This is a genomic window from Pseudomonas sp. B6(2017), assembly GCF_002112765.1.
Taxonomy (GTDB): Bacteria; Pseudomonadota; Gammaproteobacteria; order Pseudomonadales; family Pseudomonadaceae; genus Aquipseudomonas; species Aquipseudomonas piscis.
In genome coordinates, this window is sequence record NZ_NEIQ01000002.1 from 109,374 (window position 1) to 132,019 (window position 22,646).

Below are 22,646 nucleotides of genomic sequence, written 5' to 3' on the forward strand. Positions count from 1 at the left end.
CTCCAGTTACGACCGAGCCGTCAGAAAAGGGATTCTTATGTTGCAGACTCGCGTTATCCCCCCTGCTGAGGGGGCCTACCAATACCCGCTCCTGATCAAGCGGCTGCTGATGTCCGGCAGCCGCTACGAGAAGACCCGCGAGATCATCTACCGCGACCAGCTGCGCTACACCTATCCGACCCTGATCGAGCGGGTGGCGCGCCTGGCCAACGTGTTGACCGCGGCCGGGGTCAAGGCCGGGGACGCCGTGGCGGTGATGGACTGGGACAGCCATCGTTACCTGGAGTGCATGTTCGCCATCCCGATGATCGGCGCGGTCATCCACACCATCAACGTACGCCTGTCGCCGGAGCAGATCCTCTACACCATGAACCACGCCGAGGACCGCTTCGTGCTGGTCAACAGCGAGTTCGTCGGCCTGTACCAGGCGATTGCCGGGCACTTGACCACGGTGGACAAGACCCTGCTGCTCACCGATGGCGAACAGAAGACCGCCGACCTGCCGAACCTGGTGGGCGAGTACGAGACCTTGCTGGCGGCCGCCAGCCCGCACTACCAGTTCGAGGACTTCGACGAGAACTCGGTGGCCACCACCTTCTACACCACCGGCACCACCGGTAATCCCAAGGGTGTGTACTTCACCCACCGCCAACTGGTGCTGCACACCATGGGCGTGTCCACCATCATGGGCGCCATCGACAGTGTGCGCCTGCTGGGCACCAACGACGTCTACATGCCCATCACCCCGATGTTCCACGTGCATGCCTGGGGCCTGCCCTACGTGGCCACCATGCTGGGCCTCAAGCAGGTCTATCCGGGGCGCTACGACCCCGAGTACCTGGTGGAGCTGTGGCGCCGGGAAAAAGTCACCTTCTCCCACTGCGTGCCGACCATCCTGCAGATGGTGCTCAATGCCAAGGCGGCCCAGGGCACGGATTTCGGCGGCTGGAAGATCGTCATCGGCGGCAGCGCCCTGAACCGCGCGCTGTACGAGGCCGCCAAGGCCAGGGGCGTGCAATTGACCGCCGCCTACGGCATGTCCGAGACCGGGCCGCTGGTGTCCTGCGCCCACCTCAACGATGAACTGATGGCGGGCAGCGAGGACGAGCGCACCACCTACCGGATCAAGGCCGGCGTGCCCGGGCCCCTGGTGGAGGCGGCGATCGTCGACGCCGAGGGCAACTTCCTGCCGGCGGACGGCGAATCCCAGGGTGAGCTGGTACTGCGCGCACCCTGGTTGAGCGAGGGTTATTTCAACGAACCGCAAAAGGGCGCCGAGCTCTGGGAAGGCGGCTGGCTGCATACCGGCGACGTGGCGACCCTGGACGGCATGGGCGTGATCGATATCCGCGACCGGATCAAGGATGTGATCAAGACCGGCGGGGAGTGGATCTCGTCCCTGGACCTGGAGGACCTCATCAGCCGCCATGGGGCGGTACGCGAAGTAGCAGTGGTGGGCATCCCCGATCCGCAATGGGGAGAGCGGCCGTTCGCCTTGCTGGTGGTCCGTGAAGGCCACGAGATCGGCGCCCGGGAGCTCAAGGAACACCTCAAGCCATTCGTCGAACTGGGGCACCTGAGCAAGTGGGCCATTCCCACCCAGATCGCCCTTGTTACGGAAATTCCCAAGACCAGCGTCGGCAAGCTCGACAAGAAGCGCATCCGCGTCAACATCAGCGAGTGGCAGGCCAGCAACAGCGCCTTTCTTTCCACCCTCTGAGTCTTTCCCGCCGTGTCCGTCCGGGCACGGCGCGCCCACCCTGCAAGCCTTTGCCTTGTACTCGCGGATTTTTCCGTCATCCTTGCCGGCCATTTTTCAGCGGTTATGGCAACGGGCCGTTCCAGCACGGCCGGATGGCTGCAAATCACACTTTAGAGGGATCAAGCAGTAATCCTTGCTGGCTATAGTCCGTTAACAGTCTTTTTCGAGGGACGGGGCATTGCGGGGTATTGGCGCCACGCAACCCCAGGGCCTGCGCCAGTGTGCTGGCGCCGCTACCCGGGGCGGTCTCGGAAAAACCAACTGCCATAACAATAATGCACATGGAGTAGCGTCGATGACATCAGCAAACCAGTTCTGGCGCCGGGCGAAACTGCCCCTGGCCGTCGGTCTCGCCTCCACGCTCGCCGGGCCCGCATTCGGCGTCACCTTCAACGTCGGTGAAATCGAAGGCAGCTTCGATTCGTCCCTTTCCCTGGGGGCCAGCTGGTCGACCGCAGGGCGCAACAAGGATCTGATCGGGGTCAACAACGGCGGCAAGGGCTTGTCCCAGACCACCGACGACGGCCACTTGAACTTCAACAAGGGGCAGACCTTCTCGAAGATCTTCAAGGGCATCCATGACCTGGAGCTCAAGTACGGCGATACCGGTGTCTTCGTCCGGGGCAAGTACTGGTACGACTTCAAGCTCAAAGACGAAGACATGGACTTCAAGAACATCAGCGACAGCAACCGCAAGGAAGGCGCCAAGTCCTCCGGCGGGCAGATCCTCGATGCCTTCGTCTACCACAACTACTCCATCGGCGATGAGCCGGGTTCGGTGCGCCTGGGCAAGCAGGTGGTGAGCTGGGGCGAGAGCACCTTCATCGGCGGCGGCATCAACTCGATCAACCCGATCGACGTCTCGGCGTTCCGCCGTCCCGGTGCCGAAATCAAGGAAGGCCTGATTCCGGTCAACATGTTCTACATCTCGCAGAACCTGACCGAAAACCTGTCGGCCGAAGCCTTCTACCAACTGGAATGGGACCAGACCGTCACCGACAACTGCGGGACCTTCTTCTCCCAGCCGGACAACATTTCCGACGGCTGCGATGACAATCTGCGCTTGCTGGCCAAGCGCTCGACCATCGCCGCCACGGCCCCGGGACGAGCTGCGCTGGCGGCGATGCAGGCCCGTGGCGTCGATACCAACGAAGAGGGCACCCTGGTACGCCGCAGCGGCGACCGCGATGCCCGTGACGGCGGCCAATTCGGCGTGGCCTTCCGCTACAACTTCGAGCCGCTGGACACCGAGTTCGGCGCCTACTTCATGAACTACCACAGCCGCGCGCCGATCTTCAGCGCTACCGCAGCACCGCAGTCAGCCTATGCCATGGCCCCGGGCTTCGGCACCCTGGCTCCGGTATGGATCGCCGGCAACTCGAAGTACTTCGTCGAGTATCCCGAGGACATCCGCCTGTACGGCCTGAGCTTCTCCACCACCCTGCCCACGGGGACCGCATGGAGCGGCGAGATCAGCTACCGGCCGAACGCGCCGGTTCAGCTCAACTCCACCGACATCCTGTATTCCGCCGTGCGTCCCTTGAAGGGAGCCTTCACCAACGCGTCGTTGCTGGAGGGGGTTGCAGGGCAGGACCTCAATGGCTATCGGCGCAAGGAAATCACCCAGTTCCAGACCACGCTCACGCATTTCTTCGATCAGGTCATGGGCGCCAGCCGCCTGACCCTGGTAGGTGAACTGGGCATCACCCGCGTGGGAGGCCTGGAGAGCAAATCGAAAGTGCGGTATGGCCGCGATCCAGTGTTCGGCCCAGGCAAGCTGCCGGCGACGTTCGGCCAGAACACCTGCGCCGGGCTCAACAACACTACCATCGCCGGGGCGGGTCCTGGCGCGGATGCCAGCAACGCCACCAGCAATTGCAACAACGATGGCTTCACCACGACCACCTCTTGGGGCTACCGCGGCCGGGCGATCTGGGAATACCCGGATGTGTTCGCCGGCGTGAACCTCAAGCCCAACGTGGCCTGGTCCCATGACGTCAAGGGTTACTCACCTGGTCCTGGCGGCAACTTCGAGGAAGGGCGCAAGGCCATCAGCCTGGGGCTGGACGCCGAGTACCAGAACACCTACACCGCGAGCCTGGCCTACACCAACTTCTTCGGTGGCGACTACAGCACCGTGGATGACCGGGATTTCCTCGCCTTGAGCGTTGGCGTGAACTTCTAAGCACATTGTATTTTCAGGAAGAACAACAATATGAAAATCACCAAGAGTCTGTTGCACGTCGGTGTGCTGGGACTGTCGCTGCTGGCTACCGCAGTCATGGCCGCGGTATCGGCCGACGAGGCTGCCAAGCTGGGCAGCAGCCTGACGCCGATGGGCGCCGAGATGGCCGGTAACGCCGCCGGCACCATCCCGGCCTGGAAGCCGCTGGCGACCAACGCCGGCAGCGTGGATGGCAAGGGTTTCCTGTCCAACCCCTATGGCAACGAACAACCGCAGTTCACCATCACTGCGCAGAACGTCGAGCAGTACAAGGACAAGCTGGCACCCGGGCAGTACGCGATGTTCAAGCGCTACCCGGACAGCTACAAGATGCCGGTATATGCCACCCACCGCGGCGCTACCGTGCCGGCTGATGTGTTCGCCGCCATCAAGCGCAACGCCACCAAGACCAACCTGGTCTCCGGCGGCAACGGCCTGGAGAACTTCGAGACGGCGATTCCGTTCCCTATCCCGAAAAGCGGGGTCGAGGTGATCTGGAACCACATCACCCGCTATCGCGGCGGCAGCGTGACCCGCCTGGTGACCCAGGCCACTCCGCAAGCCAACGGCTCCTATAGCCTGGTGTACTTCCAGGACCAGTTCGTGTTCCGCGACAAGATGAAGGACTACGATCCGAAGAACCCGGGCAACATCCTGTTCTACTTCAAGCAGAAGGTCACCGCCCCGGCGCGCCTGGCCGGTGGCGTGCTGCTGGTGCACGAAACCCTGGACCAGGTGAAGGAGCCGCGTTCGGCCTGGGTCTACAACGCCGGCCAGCGCCGCGTGCGTCGCGCCCCGCAAGTCTCCTATGACGGCCCGGGTACCGCCGCCGACGGCCTGCGTACTTCCGACAACCTGGACATGTACAACGGCGCTCCGGATCGCTACGACTGGAAGTTGGAAGGCAAGAAGGAGATGTACATCGCCTCCAACAGCTACAAGATCGACTCGCCGACCCTCAAGTACGCCGACATCATCAAGGCCGGCCACATCAACCAGGACCTGGCTCGCTACGAGCTGCGCCGGGTCTGGCATGTGGTCGCGACCCTGAAGGAAGGCCAGCGCCATATCTATGCCAAGCGTGACTTCTACATTGACGAGGACACCTGGCAGGCCGCGGTGATCGACCATTACGACGGTCGTGGCCAACTGTGGCGCGTGGCCGAGGCCCATGCCGAGGACTACTACGACAAGCAAGTGCCGTGGTACGCCCTGGAAACCCTCTACGACCTGCAGTCCGGCCGCTACTTGGCGCTGGGCATGAAGAACGAAGAGAAACAGGCGTATGACTTCGGCTTCACCGCCACCACCAGCGATTTCACCCCGGCCGCCCTGCGTCAGGACGGAGTTCGCTGATCCGCGTTACCCCTTAGAGGCCGCATCCTCGAAAATTGCCCCGGCTGGTTCGGGGCTTTTTTTTGCCTGTGGGATAGGTCCGGGCCGGCTGACGTAGAAATCAGTGGCAATGCGACTATCTTTCTCGGGACGAATTGGGAGCTTGTCTAAATAAGCAAACGAAATATCGCCCAATAATTGCGGAATATCTGACCGATTTGGTCATAGTCTTTTTCGCGCGAATGGTCGCAAAAATCTTCAACAGGTGGCCTTTTACCGCTAGTCTGCGGACATCTGCTACGCCGACAACCGTACACCAATAAGAGTTGGCCATGACTGATCTGTTCTTCCTCCAGCGGTCTGACAGTGCAGTGATTCCTGCACTGGAAGGGCGTTTCTATCGGCCCCCATTGCCGGATGGCTATGTGTCGCGGCCGCGCCTCTGTGAGCGCTTGAAGGGAGGGCTGAAAGGGCGCCTGTTGCTGGTCTGCGCACCGGCCGGGTTCGGCAAGAGCTCCCTGGCGATCGAGTTCTGCCAAAGCCTGCCCGGCAATTGGCAGAGCCTGTGGCTGGGCCTGAGCCGGCGGGATAGCGATCCGGGGCGTTTCCTCGAGCGCCTGCTGGCCGGCTTGCAGCAGTATTTTCCGCAGCTGGGCCGGCAGTCCCTGGGGTTGTTGAAAATGCGCCAGCGTCACCAGCCGTTCGCCTTCGAGGAGTGGCTGGACGGTTTGCTGGACGAGTTGGCGGAGCAGTTATCCAGTGCCAGCCCGGTGTTGCTGGTGCTGGACGACTACCACCTGGCCCAGGGGCCGGTGCTCGATCGTTGCCTGCAGTTCTTCCTCAACCACCTGCCCGATGGCCTGTTGGTGATGGTCACCAGCAGGCAGCGCCCGGATTGGCACCTGGCGCGCCTGCGCCTGTCACGGCAATTGCTGGAGCTGCATGAGCAGGACCTGCGGTTGACCCACGACGAGTCCCTGAGCCTGCTGGACCGACACAGCAGCGCCTTGCGCGGCGAGGCCCTGGAAAACCTGATCGAACGTAGCGAGGGCTGGGTCGCGGGGCTGCGCTTCTGGCTGCTCGCCGCCTCCGAAGCCGGTGCCGTGGGGACCTTGCCCCAGGGCTTGCATGGTGGCGAGGGGTTGATCCGCGATTACCTGCTCGAAGAAGTCATCGATTGCCTGCCCGCCGAGGTCCAGGCCTTCCTGTATGACACCGCCCCCCAGGAGCGCTTCTGCGCCGAGCTGTGCGATGCCCTGCGCGAGGCCCACGACAGCGCCGAGATCCTCGGCTTCCTGCAGGCGCACCAGGTGTTCCTGGTGCCGCTGGACGAGCATGGGCACTGGTACCGTTATCACCATCTGTTCTCCGACCTGTTGCGTAGCCGCCCAGCGGCCAGTGCCCTGGTGCCGGCCGCCAGCCTGCACTTGCGTGCCTGTCGCTGGTTCAACGCCCAGGGCCTGCTGGATGAAGCGGTGGAACAGGCACTGCGTGCCGGGCACCTGGACGTGGCCGCCAACCTGGTGCAGAACTTGTCCGAGGAACAACTGCTGGCGGAGCAGAACATCGGCATGCTGTTGCGCTGGAAGATGGACCTGCCCGACAGCTTGCTGGTCAGCACGCCGCGTCTGATCGTGCTGTATAGCTGGGCCCTGGGCCTGGCTTGCCAGCTGGATGCGGCCCAGGAGCTGGCGGCCCAGCTGAGCCGCTTCCTGCCGGCGCCTTCGGCGACGGCGCAAAAGTCGATGCTGGCGCAGTGGCTGGCCCTGAGCGGGATCATCGCTCGCGGGCGCGGCCAGCGGGAGCAGACCCTGGCCTATTGCAGCGAGGCCCTGGAGAGCCTGCCCCTCAAGCGTTATGGACAGCGGTTGATGTGCCTGTCGACCTTGTCCAACCTGGCCATCACCGATGCCGACCTGTGGCGTGCCCGCAGCCTCAATCGTGAGTCGCTGGAGCTGGCGCAGCGGGTCGGCAACCCGCTCTTCGAGGCCCTGGCCCACTACGACCGGGCGCGGGTCCTGCAGGCCCGGGGCGAAGTGCTGCGGGCGATGGATGAAGTGAAGCAAGGGCTGGCCCGCTTGCAGGGGCTGTCGGCCCAGCGGTTGTACGCGGTGCGGGCCCGGTTGACCTTGTATGAAGGCTACCTGCTGACCCTGAGGCTCGAGCCCGAGACCGGCCTGGCCAGGTTGCAGGCCGGGCTGGTGGAAGCTCGGGCCTGTCGTGATATCAGCGTGCTGATCGGTCATTGCGTGATCGCCAAGCAGGACGGCATGCGCGGCGAATTCGCCCGGGCCTTCGCCGAACTGGCCGAGGCCGAGCGCCTGATGCATATCTGGGACGTGCCGCCGATCTACTACCTGGCGATGATCACCCTGGTGAAATGCGAGCTTTGGTTGGCCCAGGGCCGTACCGACCTAGCCGAAGCCTGGCTGGCGCGCCTGGGGCAGACCTACACCGGCGGGCAGGCGGCGGCTCCGCCGGAATTCCATCCTCAACTGCCCTTGCATATCGAGTTGCAGCAGGCTCGCTTGGAAGTCATCAAGGGTGACGCTGCCCAGGCCGAGCTGCGCCTGGCGCGGTTGGTGGAGCATGGGCAGAACAGCGGCCGGCAGTTGCTGTGTGCCATGGCCCTGACCCAGAAGACCGCTCTGTTGCTGGCCCTCGGTCGAAGCCAGGAGGCACGCCAGGATCTGCTCCTGGCCCTGGAGGCGGCAGTGGGGGGAATCCTCCAGCCGTTCGCCGGGCTGATCCTCGACTATCCCGGCTGGATGCGCGAGCAACTGGAGCAGCGTACCGGCACCGCGTTGACCCAGGCCCTGCTCGCACGCCTGCCCTCGGCGCCCCGTGAGTTGCACGAAGCCGGCGCCCATAGCGAGAGCCTCAGCTCCCGGGAGCTGGCAGTGCTGCAACTGATTGCCCGAGGCTGCTCCAACCAGGAGATCAGCGAGCGTCTGTTCATTTCCCTGCACACCGTGAAGACCCACGCCAGCCACATCAACAGCAAGCTGGGTGTCGAGCGCCGGACCCAGGCGGTGGCCCGGGCCCAGGAGCTGGGCCTGCTGGGCTAGGGCTCGGCGTGCGGCTTGGCGACCAGGGCCAGGTGCTGCTTGCAGTAGTCGGCGAACAGGCGTGCCGGTTTGGTCAATTGACCACGCTTGAGCCAGGCCGCCACCAGCCCGGAGCCGGTCACCTCCTCGACTATCTCCACGCACACCACGGGCTTGCCGTCGTAGGAGCATTGGCAGTGGGGGCGGGTGACCAGGATCGAGAAGCCGAAGCCCTGGCCCACCATGCCCCGGACCATCTCGATGGACGGTGAGCTGAAGGCAATCTGCGGAGTCAGGCCCAGCTCCTCGAACAAGCTGACGAAGTAGGTCCGGCTCGGCTGCACATCCAGCAGGATCATCGGTTCCAGGCAGAGGTCGCGCAGCGAAACCCGGGCTTGCTGGGCGTAGCGGTGGTCGGCCGGTAGCAGGGCATAGGGACTTTGCGGCGGCATCAGCGGCTCGGTCTCGATGGTGCCGTCCAGCTCATGCTCGTACAGGATCACCAGGTCGTAGGCACCGCCGGTCAGGCCCTGCACCAGTTCCTGCTGCTCGCCATCGCGGATGCGGATCTCCACCCCGGGATAGAGCGCGCCGAAACCGGCGATCAATTGCGGCAGGTACAGCGGTGCCACGGTCTCGAAACAACCGATGTCGATCTGCCCGCAAACCACATCGTTGTCCGCCAGGGCGTTCTGCTCGAACTCCCTGGCCATGCGCAGCAGCTCCTGGGCCTTGCGGTAGAAGCGCGCGCCACTGGGGGTCAGGGAAACGCCCTGGGCGTGATGGCGGATCAGCAACTGCACGCCGAAGCTGTCCTCCAGGCCCTTGATCGCGGTGGAGATCGAGGGCTGGGCGATGTACAGCTTGCGCGATGCTTCGGCGACACTGCCGCATTCGACGGTGGTGATGAAGTACTTCAACTGACGCAGATTGTAGGCGGCCACGGCGAACCTCGTTCTTTGCCCGGGGCGCAAGGGGAGGGCAGGACCGGTGGCTGGCCTCCCGAGCGCGATTGTCGTGCGCCCACGATACCCACAAGCGATGCTGTACAGGGCCTGGGCGGCCGAGCTTTTTCATCGCCTGCGAGCATATTTTTCCTCGCTTGCCCAAGGCCGCCTAGGCCAGTGGCCCGGCCTCGCCGTCTTCTTCGGCAGGTGGCTGCTCGGCGACCGGTGCGGGCTCGAATGCCAGGGTGACGATGTAGCACTGTTCTTCGACTACCACCTCGATGTGCCAGCCCAGGCGTGCCGACAGCTGGCGCATCAACTCCAGCCCCAGGCCGTAGCCGAAATCGCTGGAGGTCTCGCTTTGCAGGGTTTCGCGGATGCGATTGACCAGGCGCAGTTGCGGGTAGCCGAAGCTGATCTCGACGACGCCGTCATCGGCGTACTGCAGGGCGTTGCGCAGGAAGTTGCCGACCACGATGCGGCAGGCCGTGAGTGGCAGGCGACAAGGCTCGTCGCTGATGTCGAGGATCAGCTCGATATCCCGGGTGCCGATCAGGTAACGATGTTCCTCGATCAGGTCGTTGACCAGCCCGCTCATGTCGATGGGTTCCTCGGGCAAGGGCTCGGGCAGTTCGCGGCTCATCCACAACAGGGTCTCGGCGATGCGCTGCATGTTCAGCACCGAGCGTTCGATCCTTTGCAATGGCGGCGGCAAGACCCCGCCGGACTGCAGGGCCAAGAGTTCGATGTTGGCCTTGAGCACCGCCAGCGGGGTGCGCAGTTCGTGGCTGGTGTAGCGCAGCAGGCGACCTTCGCGCACGCTGGCGGCCTGTACTTGTTGCACGCTCTGGGCCAGGGCATCTGCCAACATGTTGAACTCCTTGAATCCGAAATTCGGACGTTCGCCGGACACGGCTTCCGGGTCCTCGAGGGTGGTGGACCACTGGGCCAGTCGTCCCAGGGGGCGAACCACCCACCAGACCAGCAGGGCGATGATGATCAGGGCCGGTATGAACACCGCGAGGCTGATGAAGATGACGCCACGCAGTTCATGATCCAGGTAGGCATCGGAGCGTGGGGTTTCCACCTCTCCGCCTTCCTCCTGGTCATGATCGATGTCGTACATGTACAGGGTCTTGCCGTCGCTCAGGGGCTGGGCCAGGACCGCCCGGCCTTCGTCCTCGTCGTCGGAGTCCAGGTCGCCGAACACCTGTACCGCGCCGAAGGACATGCTCGGCGGGGTATCGAGCATGTGGCGGATCTTCTCCGGCAATGCTTCCTTGCCGATGACGCTGGTATAGAAATAGTTGCTCGGTGGCGGCGTGTTCGGATCCTTGGCGTAGTGCCTGGAGAAATACTGCGCCTCCTCTTCCATCATCGCGCTGGCGGTATAGAGCAGGCCGCGCACGCTGTATTCGGGCAGCAACAGGCTGTAGATCAGCAACACGATGGCGATCAGCAACAGGAAGCTGCCGCTGATCACCCATTTCAGAGCCAGGCGCTTACCCATGGGACCTCAACTGTATGCCGACGCCGGGGAGCGTGTGGATCAGCGGCTGGCCGAAGGACTTGTCCACGGTCTTGCGCAGCCGGTGCATGTGCACCTTGAGCGTGTTGCTGTCTGGCGGTTCGTCCCCCCAGATGGTCGCTTCCAGGCGTTCGCGGGTGACCGGCTCGGGACTGGCGCGCATCAGGCATTCCAGCAAGGTCCAGCAAATCGGCGACAGGTGCAGTTCCTGGCCGGCCCGACTGACCTTGCGAGTACTCAGTTCCATGACCAGGTCGGCCACCTGCAAACGGCTGGCCTGGCCACTGCGACGTAGGCTCAGGGCGCGGATCCGGGCGACCAGCTCGGCCAGTTCGAAGGGCTTGACCAGGTAGTCGTCGGCGCCGGCGGCGAAGCTGGCCAGCTTGTCCGGCAGGGCATCGAGGGAGGTGAGCATCAGGATCGGGGTCTGGCTGCCTTGCTGGCGCAGTTGCGCACAGAGCTGCTGGCCGTCCAGGCGCGGCAGCATGATGTCCAGGAGAATGACGTCGTAATGCTGGTTGAGGGCCAGATTGAGTCCGGCCTGGCCATTGCTTGCGTGATCGCAGACGATGCCGCTGATTTCCAGGTATTCGATGACGGTATTGGCTAGATCGAGATTGTCCTCGACCAGCAGCAGGTTAATGTGCACGGGAGTGTCCCTCAGGGCCTGTGTCGCTCATTGGTGCGAAGGATAGCGAACTCCATTCGGGCTCCGCCGATGTTTACCTGCTGTTAACCCGTGGCTCGCTAGTCTGCAATCCTACTTCTCTTGAGCGTGGCGCTGCCATGAACCTGTCTTCGGTAATCAGAGGTCTCTTGCTGGTCTTGATTCTTCTGGGCCTGATGGCCTCCGTCCTGCCCTCCAAGGCGCCTTTGGTGCGCCTGGGCGAGGGTGGCCCGCTGAGCTGGTTCCTGATTGGGCAGAGCGCCGAGCGTGCAGGTCCGGATTATGTTGCCAGCGCATTCTGATGACGCCAGCTACACCGATCAGTTGGTGTTGTGCCTGGTGTTGATTCTCTGTGTTTCGATTTCCCTGGGCGCCTACATCATGCGTTTCAATGCGCAGATCGATAAGCAGCGCGAGCTGTCTCCCGTGCACCTGCTCGAGTGTGGCAAGGGGCGTGGAGCCTTTATCGTCGACCCTTATGGCCAGCGCAGCAGCAGTGACAACTGCTACGTGATCGAAGACGATAACTAGCCCGGGGGGCGTATGGTTCTCCGTCGAGTTCGAGCGCAAGAATCGTAGTTCTTGCGCCCGAACCGCGATTTACAGTGAAGGCGTATCCAGGCTCGAACCCCGCAAGGGGCCGCCTGATTGCCTTGGTGGATTGAAGGAGACCCCGACATGTCCTGTGCATTCAAGATCATTCCCTCCCCTGTCGGCGAGCTGACCCTGGTAGCCAGGGGCGCGAAGCTGGCCGCGATTCTCTGGGAGCAGGAGCGCGAGAATCGGGTGCGCCTCGGCCCGCTCGAGCAAGCCCCCGAACACCCGCAACTGCTGGAGACCGAGCGCCAGTTGCAGGAATACTTCGCCGGCACGCGCAAGCGTTTCGAACTCGAACTGGATTTCGTCGGTACCGAGTTCCAGTGCAAGGTCTGGCAGGCGCTATTGACCATTCCCTTCGGTGAAACCCGCAGCTACAGCCAGATCGCCCAGCAGGTCGGCAGCCCCAAGGCGGTGCGTGCGGTAGGCGCGGCCAATGGGCGCAACCCGATTTCCATCGTCACTCCCTGTCACCGGGTGATCGGGGCTTCGGGCAGCCTTACCGGCTTTGCCGGGGGGCTCGAGGCCAAGCAGTTCCTGCTGGCGCTGGAAGGTGGGGAAACCCTGCCGCTGGGGTTCTGAGTGAGCGGTGGCGGTAGCTGTGCCAGAATGTCCCATCGTTTTTCTGGACATTCCCATGGACGCCGCCAAACCCAGCCTCATCCGCGAGACCTTCCCCGTCGGCCCGTTGCAGTGCAACTGCACCATCATCGGCGATCCGCTGACCAAGAAAGCCATAGTCGTCGATCCGGGCGGCAATCCGGACTTGATCATGGCGCGCCTCGATGCCCTGGGCCTGAAGGTGGTCAGCATCATCCACACCCATGCTCATCTGGATCATTTCCTGGCCTCCGGGCAGATGAAGGAAAAGACCGGCGCCACCTTGCACCTGCACAAGGATGACCAGTTCCTCTGGGACAACCTGGAGATGCAGTGCAGCATGTTCGGCGTGCCCTATGCCCCAGTACCAGCCCCGGACCGCTGGTTGGGCGACGACGAGGAGCTGGCCTGCGGCTGCGGCGTGGCCCTGCATACCCCGGGACATACTCCAGGTTCCATGAGCTTTTGGTTTTCCGAGGCTAAGCTTCTGATTACCGGCGACACCTTGTTCAAGCGTGGGGTCGGGCGCACGGATCTGTGGGGCGGCGACCAGGCCACCCTGGTGCGTTCGATCCAGCAGCGTCTGTATACCCTCGACGAAGACGCCACGGTGGTTGCCGGGCACGGTCCGGACACCCGGCTGGGCGATGAAATGCGTCAGAACCCGTTCGTGAGAGCTTGAGTTTTTGCTCGGCGTTCCACGGAATTTTTGCCGTTCTGTGTGTTCCAACGCCGGCACAGGTCCGTTGCCAACGTCCTCTGCATTACAGAATGCATATGTAGGAGCTTTCCATGTTCACCTCGCGTCGTTTGATTGTTGTCGCTACTGCTGTGGCCTTGTTATCCGGCTGCGCTTCGCCTAACCCCTATGACAACCAGGGGCAGGCCGACGGCGGTTCGTCGGGCATGAGCAAAACTGCGAAATATGGTGGCCTGGGTGCCTTGGCCGGCGCCTTGGCCGGTGCCGCGATCAGCCACAACAACCGTGGCAAGGGCGCGCTGATCGGCGCCGCGGTAGTCGGTGCATCCGCCGCCGGTTATGGCTACTACGCCGACCAGCAGGAGAAGAAGCTGCGCGCCAGCATGGCCAATACCGGGGTCGAGGTGCAGCGCCAGGGGGACCAGATCAAGCTGATCATGCCGGGCAATATCACCTTCGCCACCGACTCGGCGAACATCGCCCCAAGCTTCTATCAGCCGCTGAACAACCTGGCCAACTCCCTGCGCGAGTTCAACCAGAACCAGATCGAGATCGTCGGCTATACCGATAGCACCGGCAGCCGCCAGCACAACATGGACCTGTCCCAGCGTCGTGCGCAAAGCGTGGCCACCTACCTGACTTCCCAGGGTGTGAGTGGCGCCAACCTGTCTTCGCGCGGTGCCGGCCCGGACAATCCGATCGCCAGCAACGCCGACGTCAACGGGCGGGCCCAGAACCGTCGGGTAGAGGTCAACCTCAAGGCAATCCCTGGCCAGCAGTACCAGCAGCCAACCCAGCAGCAATATCAGCAGCCCTACCAGCAGCAGGGTTACTGATCGAACCGGCTTGAGCCGCAGGCATAAAAAAGCCCGCCCGATGAAGATCGGGCGGGCTTTTTGTTGGCTGGCTGTAGCCGCTTACTTCTTCAGGCCATATTGCTCGTCGAGCATGCCCGGGGCGTTCGGCGTCTTTGGCGCGTAGTCCCGTGGTGGTTCCTGGTCCCGTGGTGGGGTCAGGCGTTCACGTGGCGCCTGCACCGACTCGGAGTGCAGGGCGGCCAGCAGGCGCTGGCGGGTCAGTTCGTCCAGGGCCAGGCGATTGGCGCCTTCGGCCAGGTGATCCTGTACTTCCTGATAGCTCTGGGTGAGTTTTTTCACCAGGGTGGCGGTGCTGTTGAAGTGCGTCACCACTTCGTTCTGGTAATTGTCGAAACGCTCCTGGATATCGTCCAGCTGACGCTGCGTGCGGTTAGGCGCGGCGTTGGGCAGCAGGCGCGCGACCAGGAATCCAATGGCGACACCCGCGACCAGGGCAAGAGTCGGCAACAACCAAACTAAGAGCGAGTGTTCCACGAGTCCTTCCTCTATAAACGGCTTTGCTTTACGTTAACGGCTCGAACCTGCGCTGTATACCGCGATTCACTCGCAATAGATTGGCACAGACCATTTGCTAGACGAGTCGACCCCCTTCGAGGTCACGGAGTTCCTTCCTTGCTTATGCGTGAAACCCCTGTAGTGATTGCCGGCCCCGTGGGCCAACTGGAAGCCCTGTATCTGGAGGTGCCCGACGCCCGCGGCGTGGCCCTGATCTGCCACCCGAACCCGGTACAGGGCGGCACCATGCTCAACAAGGTGATCTCCACCTTGCAGCGCACGGCACGGGATGCCGGGCTGATCACCCTGCGCTTCAACTACCGTGGCGTCGGGGCCAGCGAAGGCAGCCACGACATGGGCACGGGTGAAGTCGACGATGCCGAGGCGGCTGCCCACTGGCTGCGGGCCAAGCATCCACAGCTGCCACTGACGCTGCTGGGCTTTTCCTTCGGCGGCTTCGTCGCGGCGAGCCTCGGTGGACGCCTCGAGGCCCAGGATATACGGCTCAAGCACCTGTTCATGGTGGCCGCGGCGGTGACTCGCCTGCGCGATACCGATACCTTGCCCCACGACTGCCCGCTGACCCTGATCCAGCCGGAGACCGACGAGGTCATCGATCCGCAGGCGGTCTATGACTGGTCCGCGGCCCTGGTTCGTCCCCATGAGCTGCTGAAAGTGGCAGAATGTGGGCACTTTTTTCATGGCAAGCTCACCGATCTGAAGGATCTGGTGCTGCCGCGACTTTCGAATTGATTGCAGTCTGATAAGCGATTACCCATGACTACTCGTACGCGCATCCTCACCGGCATTACCACCACCGGCACGCCGCACCTGGGCAACTATGCCGGGGCGATCCGTCCGGCGATCCTCGCCAGCCGCGATAGCAATGCCGATTCCTTCTATTTCCTGGCTGACTATCACGCCCTGATCAAGTGCGATGATCCGTTGCGCATCCAGCGTTCGCGCCTGGAGATCGCTGCCACCTGGCTGGCCGGTGGCCTGGATGTGGAGCGCGTGACCTTCTATCGCCAGTCCGACATCCCGGAAATCCCGCAACTGACCTGGCTCTTGACCTGTGTCGCCGCCAAGGGCCTGCTCAATCGTGCCCACGCCTACAAGGCCTCGGTGGACAAGAACGTCGAGGCCGGTGAAGACCCGGATGCCGGCGTCACCATGGGTCTGTACAGCTATCCGGTGCTGATGGCCGCCGACATCCTGATGTTCAACGCGCACAAGGTGCCGGTGGGCCGCGACCAGATCCAGCACGTGGAGATGGCCCGGGATATCGGCCAGCGTTTCAACCACCTGTTCGGCCAGGGCAAGGAGTTCTTCGCCATGCCCGAAGCGCTGATCGAGGAAAGCGTCGCCACCTTGCCGGGCCTGGACGGTCGCAAGATGTCCAAGAGCTACGACAACACCATCCCGCTGTTCACCAGCGCCAAGGACATGAAGGATGCGATCTCGCGGATCGTCACCGACTCCAAGGCACCGGGCGAGGCCAAGGATCCGGACAACTCCCACTTGTTCACCCTGTTCCAGGCGTTCTCCACTGCCGAGCAGGCCGCCGAGTTCCGTAGCGAACTGCTGCAGGGCCTGGGCTGGGGCGAGGCCAAGAGCCGCCTGTTCCAGTTGCTGGACGGCGAGTTGGGCGAGGCCCGCGAGCGCTATCACCAATTGATCGCCCGCCCGGCGGATCTGGAGGACATCCTCCTGGCTGGCGCGGCCAAGGCCCGTAGCGTGGCGACGCCATTCCTGGCCGAGTTGCGCGAAGCGGTAGGCCTGCGCTCCTTCGAAAACCAGGTCCAGGTGGCGGCCACCACCAAGAAGAAGGCGGTCAAGGCTGCACGTGTCGTGAGCTTCCGCGAGGACGATGGCAGCTTCCGCTTCCGTTTGTTGTCCGCCGATGGCGAGCAACTGCTGCTGTCGCGCAACTTTGCCGACGGCAAGGCTGCCGGTGCGGCGAGCAAGCAGTTGCAATCGGGCCAGGAGCTGGACCTGCGTGCCGAAGCCAACAGCTTCAGTATCTGGCTGGACGGCGCCAGCGTGGCTGACAGCCCGGTCTTTGCCGACGCTGCTGCCCGTGATGCGGCCATCGAAGAAGTACGGATCGCCTTGGCCCCGGCCCAGGATTGAGCGGAATCTTCCCGACCAAGGGCTGATTGCCATTCCCCAGGGCCGTCGCTAAAGTGACGGCCCGTTTTTGTTGCCTTGCTAACGAATTATGACGCCCCTAGAACGATACCAAGCAGATCTGAAACGCCCGGATTTCTTTCATGACGCTGCACAGGAAACCGCTGTGCGTCATCTGCAGCGCCTGTATGACGATCTGATCGCGGCCGAGCACAACAAGCCGGGTCTGCTCGGCAAGCTCTTTGGCAAGAAAGACCAGGCGCCGGTCAAGGGCCTGTATTTCTGGGGTGGCGTGGGGCGCGGCAAGACCTACCTGGTCGACACTTTCTTCGAAGCCTTGCCCTTCAAGGAAAAGGTTCGTACGCACTTCCACCGATTCATGAAGCGCGTCCACGAGGAAATGAAGACCCTGGGTGGCGAGAAGAACCCGCTGACCATCATCGCCAAGCGTTTCTCCCAGGAGGCGCGGGTGATCTGTTTCGATGAGTTCTTCGTATCCGATATCACTGACGCGATGATTCTCGGCACCCTGATGGAGGAGCTGTTCAAGAACGGCGTGACCCTGGTGGCCACTTCCAACATCGTGCCCGACGGCCTGTACAAGGATGGCTTGCAGCGTGCCCGCTTCCTGCCGGCCATTGCCCTGATCAAGCAGAACACCGAAATCGTCAACGTCGACAGTGGTGTCGATTATCGCCTGCGTCACCTGGAGCAGGCCGAGCTGTTCCATTATCCATTGGACGAAGTGGCCCACGAGAGCTTGCGCAAGAGCTTCCGGGCGCTGACGCCTGAGTGCACCCAGGCCGTGGAAAACGATGTGCTGATCATCGAGAACCGCGAGATCCGTGCGTTGCGCACCTGTGACGATGTGGCCTGGTTCGACTTCCGCGAGTTGTGCGACGGCCCACGCAGCCAGAACGATTACATCGAGCTGGGCAAGATCTTCCACGCGGTGCTGCTCAGCGGCGTGGAGCAGATGGGGGTCGCCACCGATGACATCGCCCGGCGTTTCATCAACATGGTCGACGAGTTCTACGACCGTAACGTCAAGTTGATCATCTCCGCCGAGGTGGAGCTCAAGGATCTCTATACCGGTGGCCGGCTGACGTTCGAGTTCCAGCGGACCCTCAGCCGTTTGCTGGAGATGCAGTCCCACGAGTTCCTGTCGCGGGCGCACAAGCCGTAAATCCCGACTCAATGAAGAAGGGCCTGCAATGCAGGCCCTTTTTTCATGCCGCCAGTTGCTGGAACTGCTGGCGGTACTGGTTGGGGGAAAGCTCGGTGTGCTGGCGAAACAGTCGGGCGAAGAAGCTGGCGTCGTCATAGCCGACTTCGTAGCTGATGGTCTTGATGCTCTTGCGTGTGCCTGACAGCAGGCCTTTTGCGGTTTCGATCCGCAGGCGCTGCAGGTAGTGCAGGGGCTTGTCGCCGGTGGCGGTCTGGAAGCGCCGCATGAAGTTGCGGATGCTCATGCCATGCTCGCGGGCGACGTCCTCGAAGCGGAACTTGTCGGCGAAGTGTTCTTCGAGCCAATGCTGGATCTGCAGGATGATCACGTCCTGATGCAGCTTCTGGCCGCCAAAACCCATGCGTCCCGGAGCGTAGCTGCGCTGGACCTCATAGAGAATGTCCCGGGCTACGGCCTGGGCCACGCTGGCGCCACAGAAGCGCTCGATGAGGTAGATGTAGAGGTCGCAGGCCGAGGTGGTGCCGCTGGCGCAGTAGAGGTTGTCGGCGTCGGTCAGGTGCTTGTCCTGGTTGAGCTGGACCTTGGGGAAGCGCTCGCTGAAGGTGTTGAAGAAGCGCCAGTAGGTGGTGGCCTCCTTGCCATCGAGCAACCCGGCCTCGGCCAGCCAGAAGACCCCGGTAGCCTCGCCGCATAGCACGGCGCCACGGGCGTGTTGGGCGCGTAGCCAGGGCAATATCTGGGGATAACGCTGGCACAGGGTGTCGAAGTCGTCCCAGAAGGCCGGGAGGATGATTACGTCGGCATCTCCCAGTGGGCCATCCACTGGCATGATCACATCGCTGAAGCTGCGCACCGGCTGGCCATCAGGGCTGACCAGGCGGGTCTCGAAGGCTGGCGTCAGGCCATGGCCCAGTTGTTTGCCGTAGCGCAGGCTGGCCAGGTGGAAGAAGTCCTTGGCTTGCATGAGGGTGGAAGCGAAAACCCGGTCGATAGCCAGGATGCTGACGCGCCGCAAGGGCGTGGAAGTTTGGTTAGACATAATTCGATTGTTCTTATAGGGGAAAGTGGTCACCAGACGGCTGGATCGTCTTATTTTTTGTCGGATGTGTCCAGTGTCCCGTGCCGGTGGCTGGGCTTAGGCTCTGGCAGCCAGACCCGATAAATGACAACCACAGGTGGCTGCATGATCCCCAGAACCTTGTTCAGTTCCGAGCACGAACTCTTCCGTGACAGCGTGCGTACCTTCCTTGAAAAAGAAGCGGTGCCTTTCCATGGCGAATGGGAAAAGCAGGGCTACATCGACCGCAAGTTGTGGAGCAAGGCCGGGGAAGCGGGGATGCTGTGCTCGCACATCCCCGAGGAGTACGGCGGGCTGGGGGCGGACTTCCTGTATAGCACGGTGGTGATCGAGGAGGTCAGCCGCCTGGGCTTGAGCGGCATTGGCTTCTCCCTGCACTCGGATATCGTTGCGCCTTACCTCCTGCATTACGGCAGTGAGGCGCTGAAGCAGAAATACCTGCCACGGATGGTCTCGGGCGAGCTGGTCACGGCGATCGCCATGACCGAGCCCGGAACCGGGTCCGACTTGCAGGGCGTGAAGACCACGGCAGTGCTCGACGGCGATGAGTATGTGCTCAACGGTTCCAAGACCTTCATTACCAACGGTTACTTGGCGGAGTTGGTGATCGTGGTGGCCAAGACCGATCCCAAGGCTGGGGCCAAGGGCACCAGCCTGTTCCTGGTTGAAGCCGATTCGCCAGGCTTCACCAAGGGCAAGCGCCTGGAAAAGGTCGGTATGAAGGCCCAGGACACCTCGGAACTGTTCTTCCAGGATGTTCGAGTGCCCAAGGAGAACCTCCTGGGCCAGGCCGGGATGGGTTTCGTCTACCTGATGCAGGAGCTGCCCCAGGAGCGCCTGAGCGTGGCCATCGGTGGCCTGGCCAGTGCCGAGGCGGCGTTGAAATGGACCCTGGACTACACCCGCGAGCGCAAGGCCTTCGGCAAGGCGATCGCCGACTTCCAGAACAGCCGGTTCAAGCTGGCGGAGATGGCCACGCAAATCCAGATTGGCCGGGTGTTCGTCGATCGCTGCCTGGAGCTGCACCTGAAGGGCAAGCTCGACGTACCGACGGCGGCCATGGCCAAGTACTGGGGAACCGACCTGCAGTGCAAGGTCCTGGATGAGTGCGTGCAGCTGCATGGCGGCTACGGTTTCATGTGGGAGTACCCGATTGCCCGGGCGTGGGCCGACTCCCGGGTGCAGCGGATCTACGCCGGGACCAACGAGATCATGAAGGAAATCATCGCCCGTTCTCTATGAAGGCGGGTGGAGCGCTTGCCGGCGAACGGGGCGGTTACCTGTTGGCCGGCAAGCGGAACGCCGGCTGCTTATGGGGCAGGGTTGGGCTGGTCCTTGTGGATGGCCTCGATTCCGGCCAGGACTTCTTCCGACAACTTCAGCCCGGCGCTGGCGATGTTGCTGTCCAGTTGTTCCAGGGTGGTGGCGCCGATGATGTTGCTGGTCACGAAGGGTTGTCGGGTCACGAAAGCCAGGGCCATCTGCGCCGGGTCCAGGCCGTGCTCGCGAGCCAGCGCCACGTAGCGGCTGCAAGCGACTTCCGACTGCGGATTGAAATAGCGGCTGAAGCGGCTGTAGAGGCTCAGGCGGGCCTTGGCGGGGCGGGCGCCATCTTCGTACTTGCCGGACAGGAAGCCGAAGGCCAGGGGTGAGTAGGCCAGCAAGCCGCATTGTTCACGGATGGCGATTTCCGCCAGGCCCACTTCAAAGCTGCGGTTGAGCAGGTTATAGGGGTTCTGGATCGACACCGCCCGTGGCCAGCCACGGCTCTCGGCCAGGGCCAGGAACTTCATGGTGCCCCACGGAGTTTCGTTGGACAGGCCGATATGGCGGATCTTCCCGGCCCTGACCTGTTCGTCCAGGGCTTCGAGGGTTTCCTCCAGCGGGGTGAAGTCTTCGTCTGCCTTGTGCTTGTAGCCGAGCTGCCCGAAGAAGTTGGTGCTGCGTTCCGGCCAGTGCAACTGGTAGAGGTCGATCCAGTCGGTTTGCAGGCGCTTGAGGCTGGCATCCACGGCTTCGACTATGTGCTTGCGGTTGTGCTTGAGCTGCTTGTCGCGGATGTAGTCGATGGTGTTGCCCGGGCCGGCGATCTTGCTGGCCAGGATCCAGTCGGCACGGTCCCCGCGCTCCTTGAACCAATTGCCGATGTAGCGCTCGGTGGTGGCGTAGGTCTCGGCCTTGGGGGGCACCGGATACATCTCGGCAGTATCGATGAAGTTGATCCCGGCCTGCTTGGCCCGCTCGATCTGGGCGAAGGCCTCGGCCTCGGTGTTCTGTTCGCCCCAGGTCATGGTGCCCAGGCAGATGGCGCTCACTTTCAGATCGGTCCGGCCCAGTTGGCGGTAGTCCATGGGTACTTCCTCGGTAAAACAATCATAAAAGCAGGTTGAATTTTTTTTCGCAATCTGGATAATTCTGCAGCTCTTTCTGCGGTGGAAGTGATGCCCCGCCTGCCGAAGATTCTTGCCGCATGCCAGGCGCGCTGACCCGAGCCCCCGAAAGCGTCTGTATTCGGCTGCCTTTGACCTTGTCAAAGTAAGCACTATTCAGTAAGATCCGCCGTCTATTTTGCTGGGCGGCCCCTGAGGCTATAAAGAATGAAAACTTTTACTGCTAAACCGGAAACAGTAAAGCGCGATTGGTTCGTCATCGACGCCGCTGGCCAGACCCTGGGTCGTCTGGCTACCGAAATCGCGAGCCGTCTGCGTGGCAAGCACAAGCCTGAGTACACTCCTCACGTTGACACCGGCGACTACATCGTCGTGATCAATGCCGAGCAGGTACGTGTTACTGGTGCTAAAACCACTGACAAAATGTACTACTCCCACTCCGGTTTCCCGGGCGGCATCAAGTCGATCAACTTCGAGAAGCTGATCGCTAAAGCCCCTGAGCGCGTGATCGAGACCGCGGTAAAAGGCATGCTGCCTAAGAACCCGCTGGGTCGCGACATGTACCGTAAGCTGAAAGTATATGCGGGCGCTGCTCACCCTCATACTGCTCAGCAGCCCCAAGAACTGAAGATTTAACGGAATAGTTCATTATGTCGGCGACTCAAAATTACGGCACTGGCCGTCGCAAGACTGCAACCGCACGCGTATTCCTGCGTCCGGGTACTGGCAATATCTCCATCAACAACCGTTCCCTGGATAGCTTCTTCGGTCGCGAAACTGCCCGCATGGTAGTTCGTCAGCCGCTGGAACTGACCGAGACCGTTGAGAAGTTCGATATCTACGTTACCGTTATCGGCGGTGGTGTAAGTGGCCAGGCTGGCGCAATCCGCCACGGTATCACTCGCGCCCTGATGGATTACGACGAGACTCTGCGCAGCGCCCTGCGTAAAGCCGGCTACGTAACCCGTGACGCACGTGAAGTTGAGCGTAAGAAAGTGGGTCTGCGTAAAGCGCGTAAGCGTCCGCAATACTCCAAGCGTTAATTCGCAACTGCGTTCAAAAAAACGCCCAGCCTCCTT

Annotated in this window: 21 protein-coding genes; 15 read left to right on the forward strand and 6 right to left on the reverse strand. The window is 62.4% G+C overall.

What is annotated here, in order from left to right; all coding sequences use genetic code 11:
- The first annotated feature begins 37 nt into the window (after positions 1 to 37).
- The 4 genes from CAG11_RS03780 to CAG11_RS03795 all read left to right on the forward strand — a co-directional run bounded on the left by CAG11_RS03780 (position 38) and on the right by CAG11_RS03795 (position 8,389).
- Positions 38 to 1,720, forward strand: coding sequence for a fatty acid--CoA ligase (locus tag CAG11_RS03780; RefSeq protein WP_085594812.1), 1,683 nt, complete (start codon positions 38 to 40; stop codon positions 1,718 to 1,720).
- 337 nt (positions 1,721 to 2,057) lie between these two features.
- Positions 2,058 to 3,947, forward strand: a complete 1,890-nt coding sequence (locus tag CAG11_RS03785) for a DUF1302 domain-containing protein (RefSeq protein WP_085594814.1) — start codon at positions 2,058 to 2,060, stop codon at positions 3,945 to 3,947.
- A gap of 30 nt (positions 3,948 to 3,977) precedes the next feature.
- Positions 3,978 to 5,342, forward strand: coding sequence for a DUF1329 domain-containing protein (locus tag CAG11_RS03790; protein WP_085594817.1), 1,365 nt, complete (start codon positions 3,978 to 3,980; stop codon positions 5,340 to 5,342).
- Between the two features lie 311 nt (positions 5,343 to 5,653).
- Positions 5,654 to 8,389, forward strand: a complete 2,736-nt coding sequence (locus CAG11_RS03795) for a LuxR C-terminal-related transcriptional regulator (protein ID WP_085594825.1) — start codon at positions 5,654 to 5,656, stop codon at positions 8,387 to 8,389.
- On the opposite strand, the gene CAG11_RS03800 is transcribed toward CAG11_RS03795, so the two are convergent.
- The 3 genes from CAG11_RS03800 to CAG11_RS03810 form a co-directional block, all read right to left on the reverse strand.
- Positions 8,386 to 9,312: a LysR family transcriptional regulator gene (locus CAG11_RS03800; protein WP_085594828.1), complete on the reverse strand. Its 927-nt coding sequence runs from the start codon at positions 9,310 to 9,312 to the stop codon at positions 8,386 to 8,388. The genes CAG11_RS03795 and CAG11_RS03800 overlap by 4 nt on opposite strands.
- Positions 9,313 to 9,484: 172 nt before the next feature.
- Positions 9,485 to 10,825 carry a HAMP domain-containing sensor histidine kinase gene (locus CAG11_RS03805; protein WP_085594830.1) on the reverse strand — a complete coding sequence of 447 codons (1,341 nt, stop codon included), beginning with the start codon at positions 10,823 to 10,825 and terminating at the stop codon, positions 9,485 to 9,487.
- Positions 10,818 to 11,492: a response regulator transcription factor gene (locus CAG11_RS03810; RefSeq protein ID WP_022640849.1), complete on the reverse strand. Its 675-nt coding sequence runs from the start codon at positions 11,490 to 11,492 to the stop codon at positions 10,818 to 10,820. Before CAG11_RS03810 ends, CAG11_RS03805 begins: the two co-directional genes overlap by 8 nt.
- Before the next feature lie 137 nt (positions 11,493 to 11,629).
- Here CAG11_RS03810 and CAG11_RS03815 point away from each other — a divergent pair, with 137 nt between their 5' ends.
- The 5 genes from CAG11_RS03815 (at position 11,630) to CAG11_RS03835 (ending at position 14,243) form a co-directional block, all read left to right on the forward strand.
- Positions 11,630 to 11,812 carry a hypothetical protein gene (locus CAG11_RS03815; RefSeq protein ID WP_031320500.1) on the forward strand — a complete coding sequence of 61 codons (183 nt, stop codon included), beginning with the start codon at positions 11,630 to 11,632 and terminating at the stop codon, positions 11,810 to 11,812.
- Positions 11,793 to 12,041 (forward strand): hypothetical protein, encoded by a 249-nt coding sequence (locus CAG11_RS03820; protein ID WP_022640847.1) that lies wholly within the window; start codon positions 11,793 to 11,795, stop codon positions 12,039 to 12,041. The genes CAG11_RS03815 and CAG11_RS03820 overlap by 20 nt, the downstream gene beginning before the upstream one ends.
- Before the next feature lie 147 nt (positions 12,042 to 12,188).
- Positions 12,189 to 12,689: a methylated-DNA--[protein]-cysteine S-methyltransferase gene (locus tag CAG11_RS03825; RefSeq protein ID WP_085594832.1), complete on the forward strand. Its 501-nt coding sequence runs from the start codon at positions 12,189 to 12,191 to the stop codon at positions 12,687 to 12,689.
- A gap of 55 nt (positions 12,690 to 12,744) precedes the next feature.
- Entirely contained in the window at positions 12,745 to 13,389 is a 645-nt protein-coding gene (locus CAG11_RS03830; RefSeq protein ID WP_085594834.1) for an MBL fold metallo-hydrolase, read from the forward strand.
- 110 nt (positions 13,390 to 13,499) lie between these two features.
- Positions 13,500 to 14,243, forward strand: coding sequence for an OmpA family protein (locus CAG11_RS03835; protein ID WP_085594837.1), 744 nt, complete (start codon positions 13,500 to 13,502; stop codon positions 14,241 to 14,243).
- An 81-nt stretch (positions 14,244 to 14,324) separates the two neighbouring features.
- On the opposite strand, the gene CAG11_RS03840 is transcribed toward CAG11_RS03835, so the two are convergent.
- Entirely contained in the window at positions 14,325 to 14,759 is a 435-nt protein-coding gene (locus tag CAG11_RS03840; protein ID WP_011063336.1) for a YhcB family protein, read from the reverse strand.
- Between the two features lie 144 nt (positions 14,760 to 14,903).
- Between CAG11_RS03840 and CAG11_RS03845 the strand changes: the two genes are divergently transcribed.
- From CAG11_RS03845 to zapE, 3 genes are all read left to right on the forward strand, one after another.
- Complete coding sequence (locus CAG11_RS03845) at positions 14,904 to 15,533, forward strand: alpha/beta hydrolase (protein ID WP_085594839.1); 630 nt, start codon at positions 14,904 to 14,906, stop codon at positions 15,531 to 15,533.
- Between the two features lie 24 nt (positions 15,534 to 15,557).
- Positions 15,558 to 16,913 (forward strand): tryptophan--tRNA ligase, encoded by a 1,356-nt coding sequence (locus tag CAG11_RS03850; RefSeq protein ID WP_053131940.1) that lies wholly within the window; start codon positions 15,558 to 15,560, stop codon positions 16,911 to 16,913.
- An 88-nt stretch (positions 16,914 to 17,001) separates the two neighbouring features.
- A complete protein-coding gene (gene zapE, locus CAG11_RS03855) occupies positions 17,002 to 18,096 on the forward strand; it encodes a cell division protein ZapE (protein ID WP_031320484.1) in 1,095 nt (364 codons plus the stop codon).
- A 43-nt stretch (positions 18,097 to 18,139) separates the two neighbouring features.
- On the opposite strand, the gene CAG11_RS03860 is transcribed toward zapE, so the two are convergent.
- Positions 18,140 to 19,039 carry a GlxA family transcriptional regulator gene (locus CAG11_RS03860; RefSeq protein ID WP_177409096.1) on the reverse strand — a complete coding sequence of 300 codons (900 nt, stop codon included), beginning with the start codon at positions 19,037 to 19,039 and terminating at the stop codon, positions 18,140 to 18,142.
- A gap of 243 nt (positions 19,040 to 19,282) precedes the next feature.
- Between CAG11_RS03860 and CAG11_RS03865 the strand changes: the two genes are divergently transcribed.
- Positions 19,283 to 20,419: an acyl-CoA dehydrogenase family protein gene (locus CAG11_RS03865; protein ID WP_031320481.1), complete on the forward strand. Its 1,137-nt coding sequence runs from the start codon at positions 19,283 to 19,285 to the stop codon at positions 20,417 to 20,419.
- A gap of 68 nt (positions 20,420 to 20,487) precedes the next feature.
- On the opposite strand, the gene CAG11_RS03870 is transcribed toward CAG11_RS03865, so the two are convergent.
- Positions 20,488 to 21,528: an NADP(H)-dependent aldo-keto reductase gene (locus tag CAG11_RS03870; RefSeq protein WP_085594843.1), complete on the reverse strand. Its 1,041-nt coding sequence runs from the start codon at positions 21,526 to 21,528 to the stop codon at positions 20,488 to 20,490.
- 246 nt (positions 21,529 to 21,774) lie between these two features.
- Between CAG11_RS03870 and rplM the strand changes: the two genes are divergently transcribed.
- Both rplM and rpsI read left to right on the forward strand, forming a co-directional pair.
- Entirely contained in the window at positions 21,775 to 22,203 is a 429-nt protein-coding gene (gene rplM / locus CAG11_RS03875) for a 50S ribosomal protein L13 (protein ID WP_022640822.1), read from the forward strand.
- Between the two features lie 14 nt (positions 22,204 to 22,217).
- The gene (rpsI, locus tag CAG11_RS03880; protein ID WP_022640821.1) at positions 22,218 to 22,610 is read left to right on the forward strand and encodes a 30S ribosomal protein S9; all 393 of its coding nucleotides are present in this window, start codon (positions 22,218 to 22,220) and stop codon (positions 22,608 to 22,610) included.
- Positions 22,611 to 22,646 lie beyond the last annotated feature (36 nt).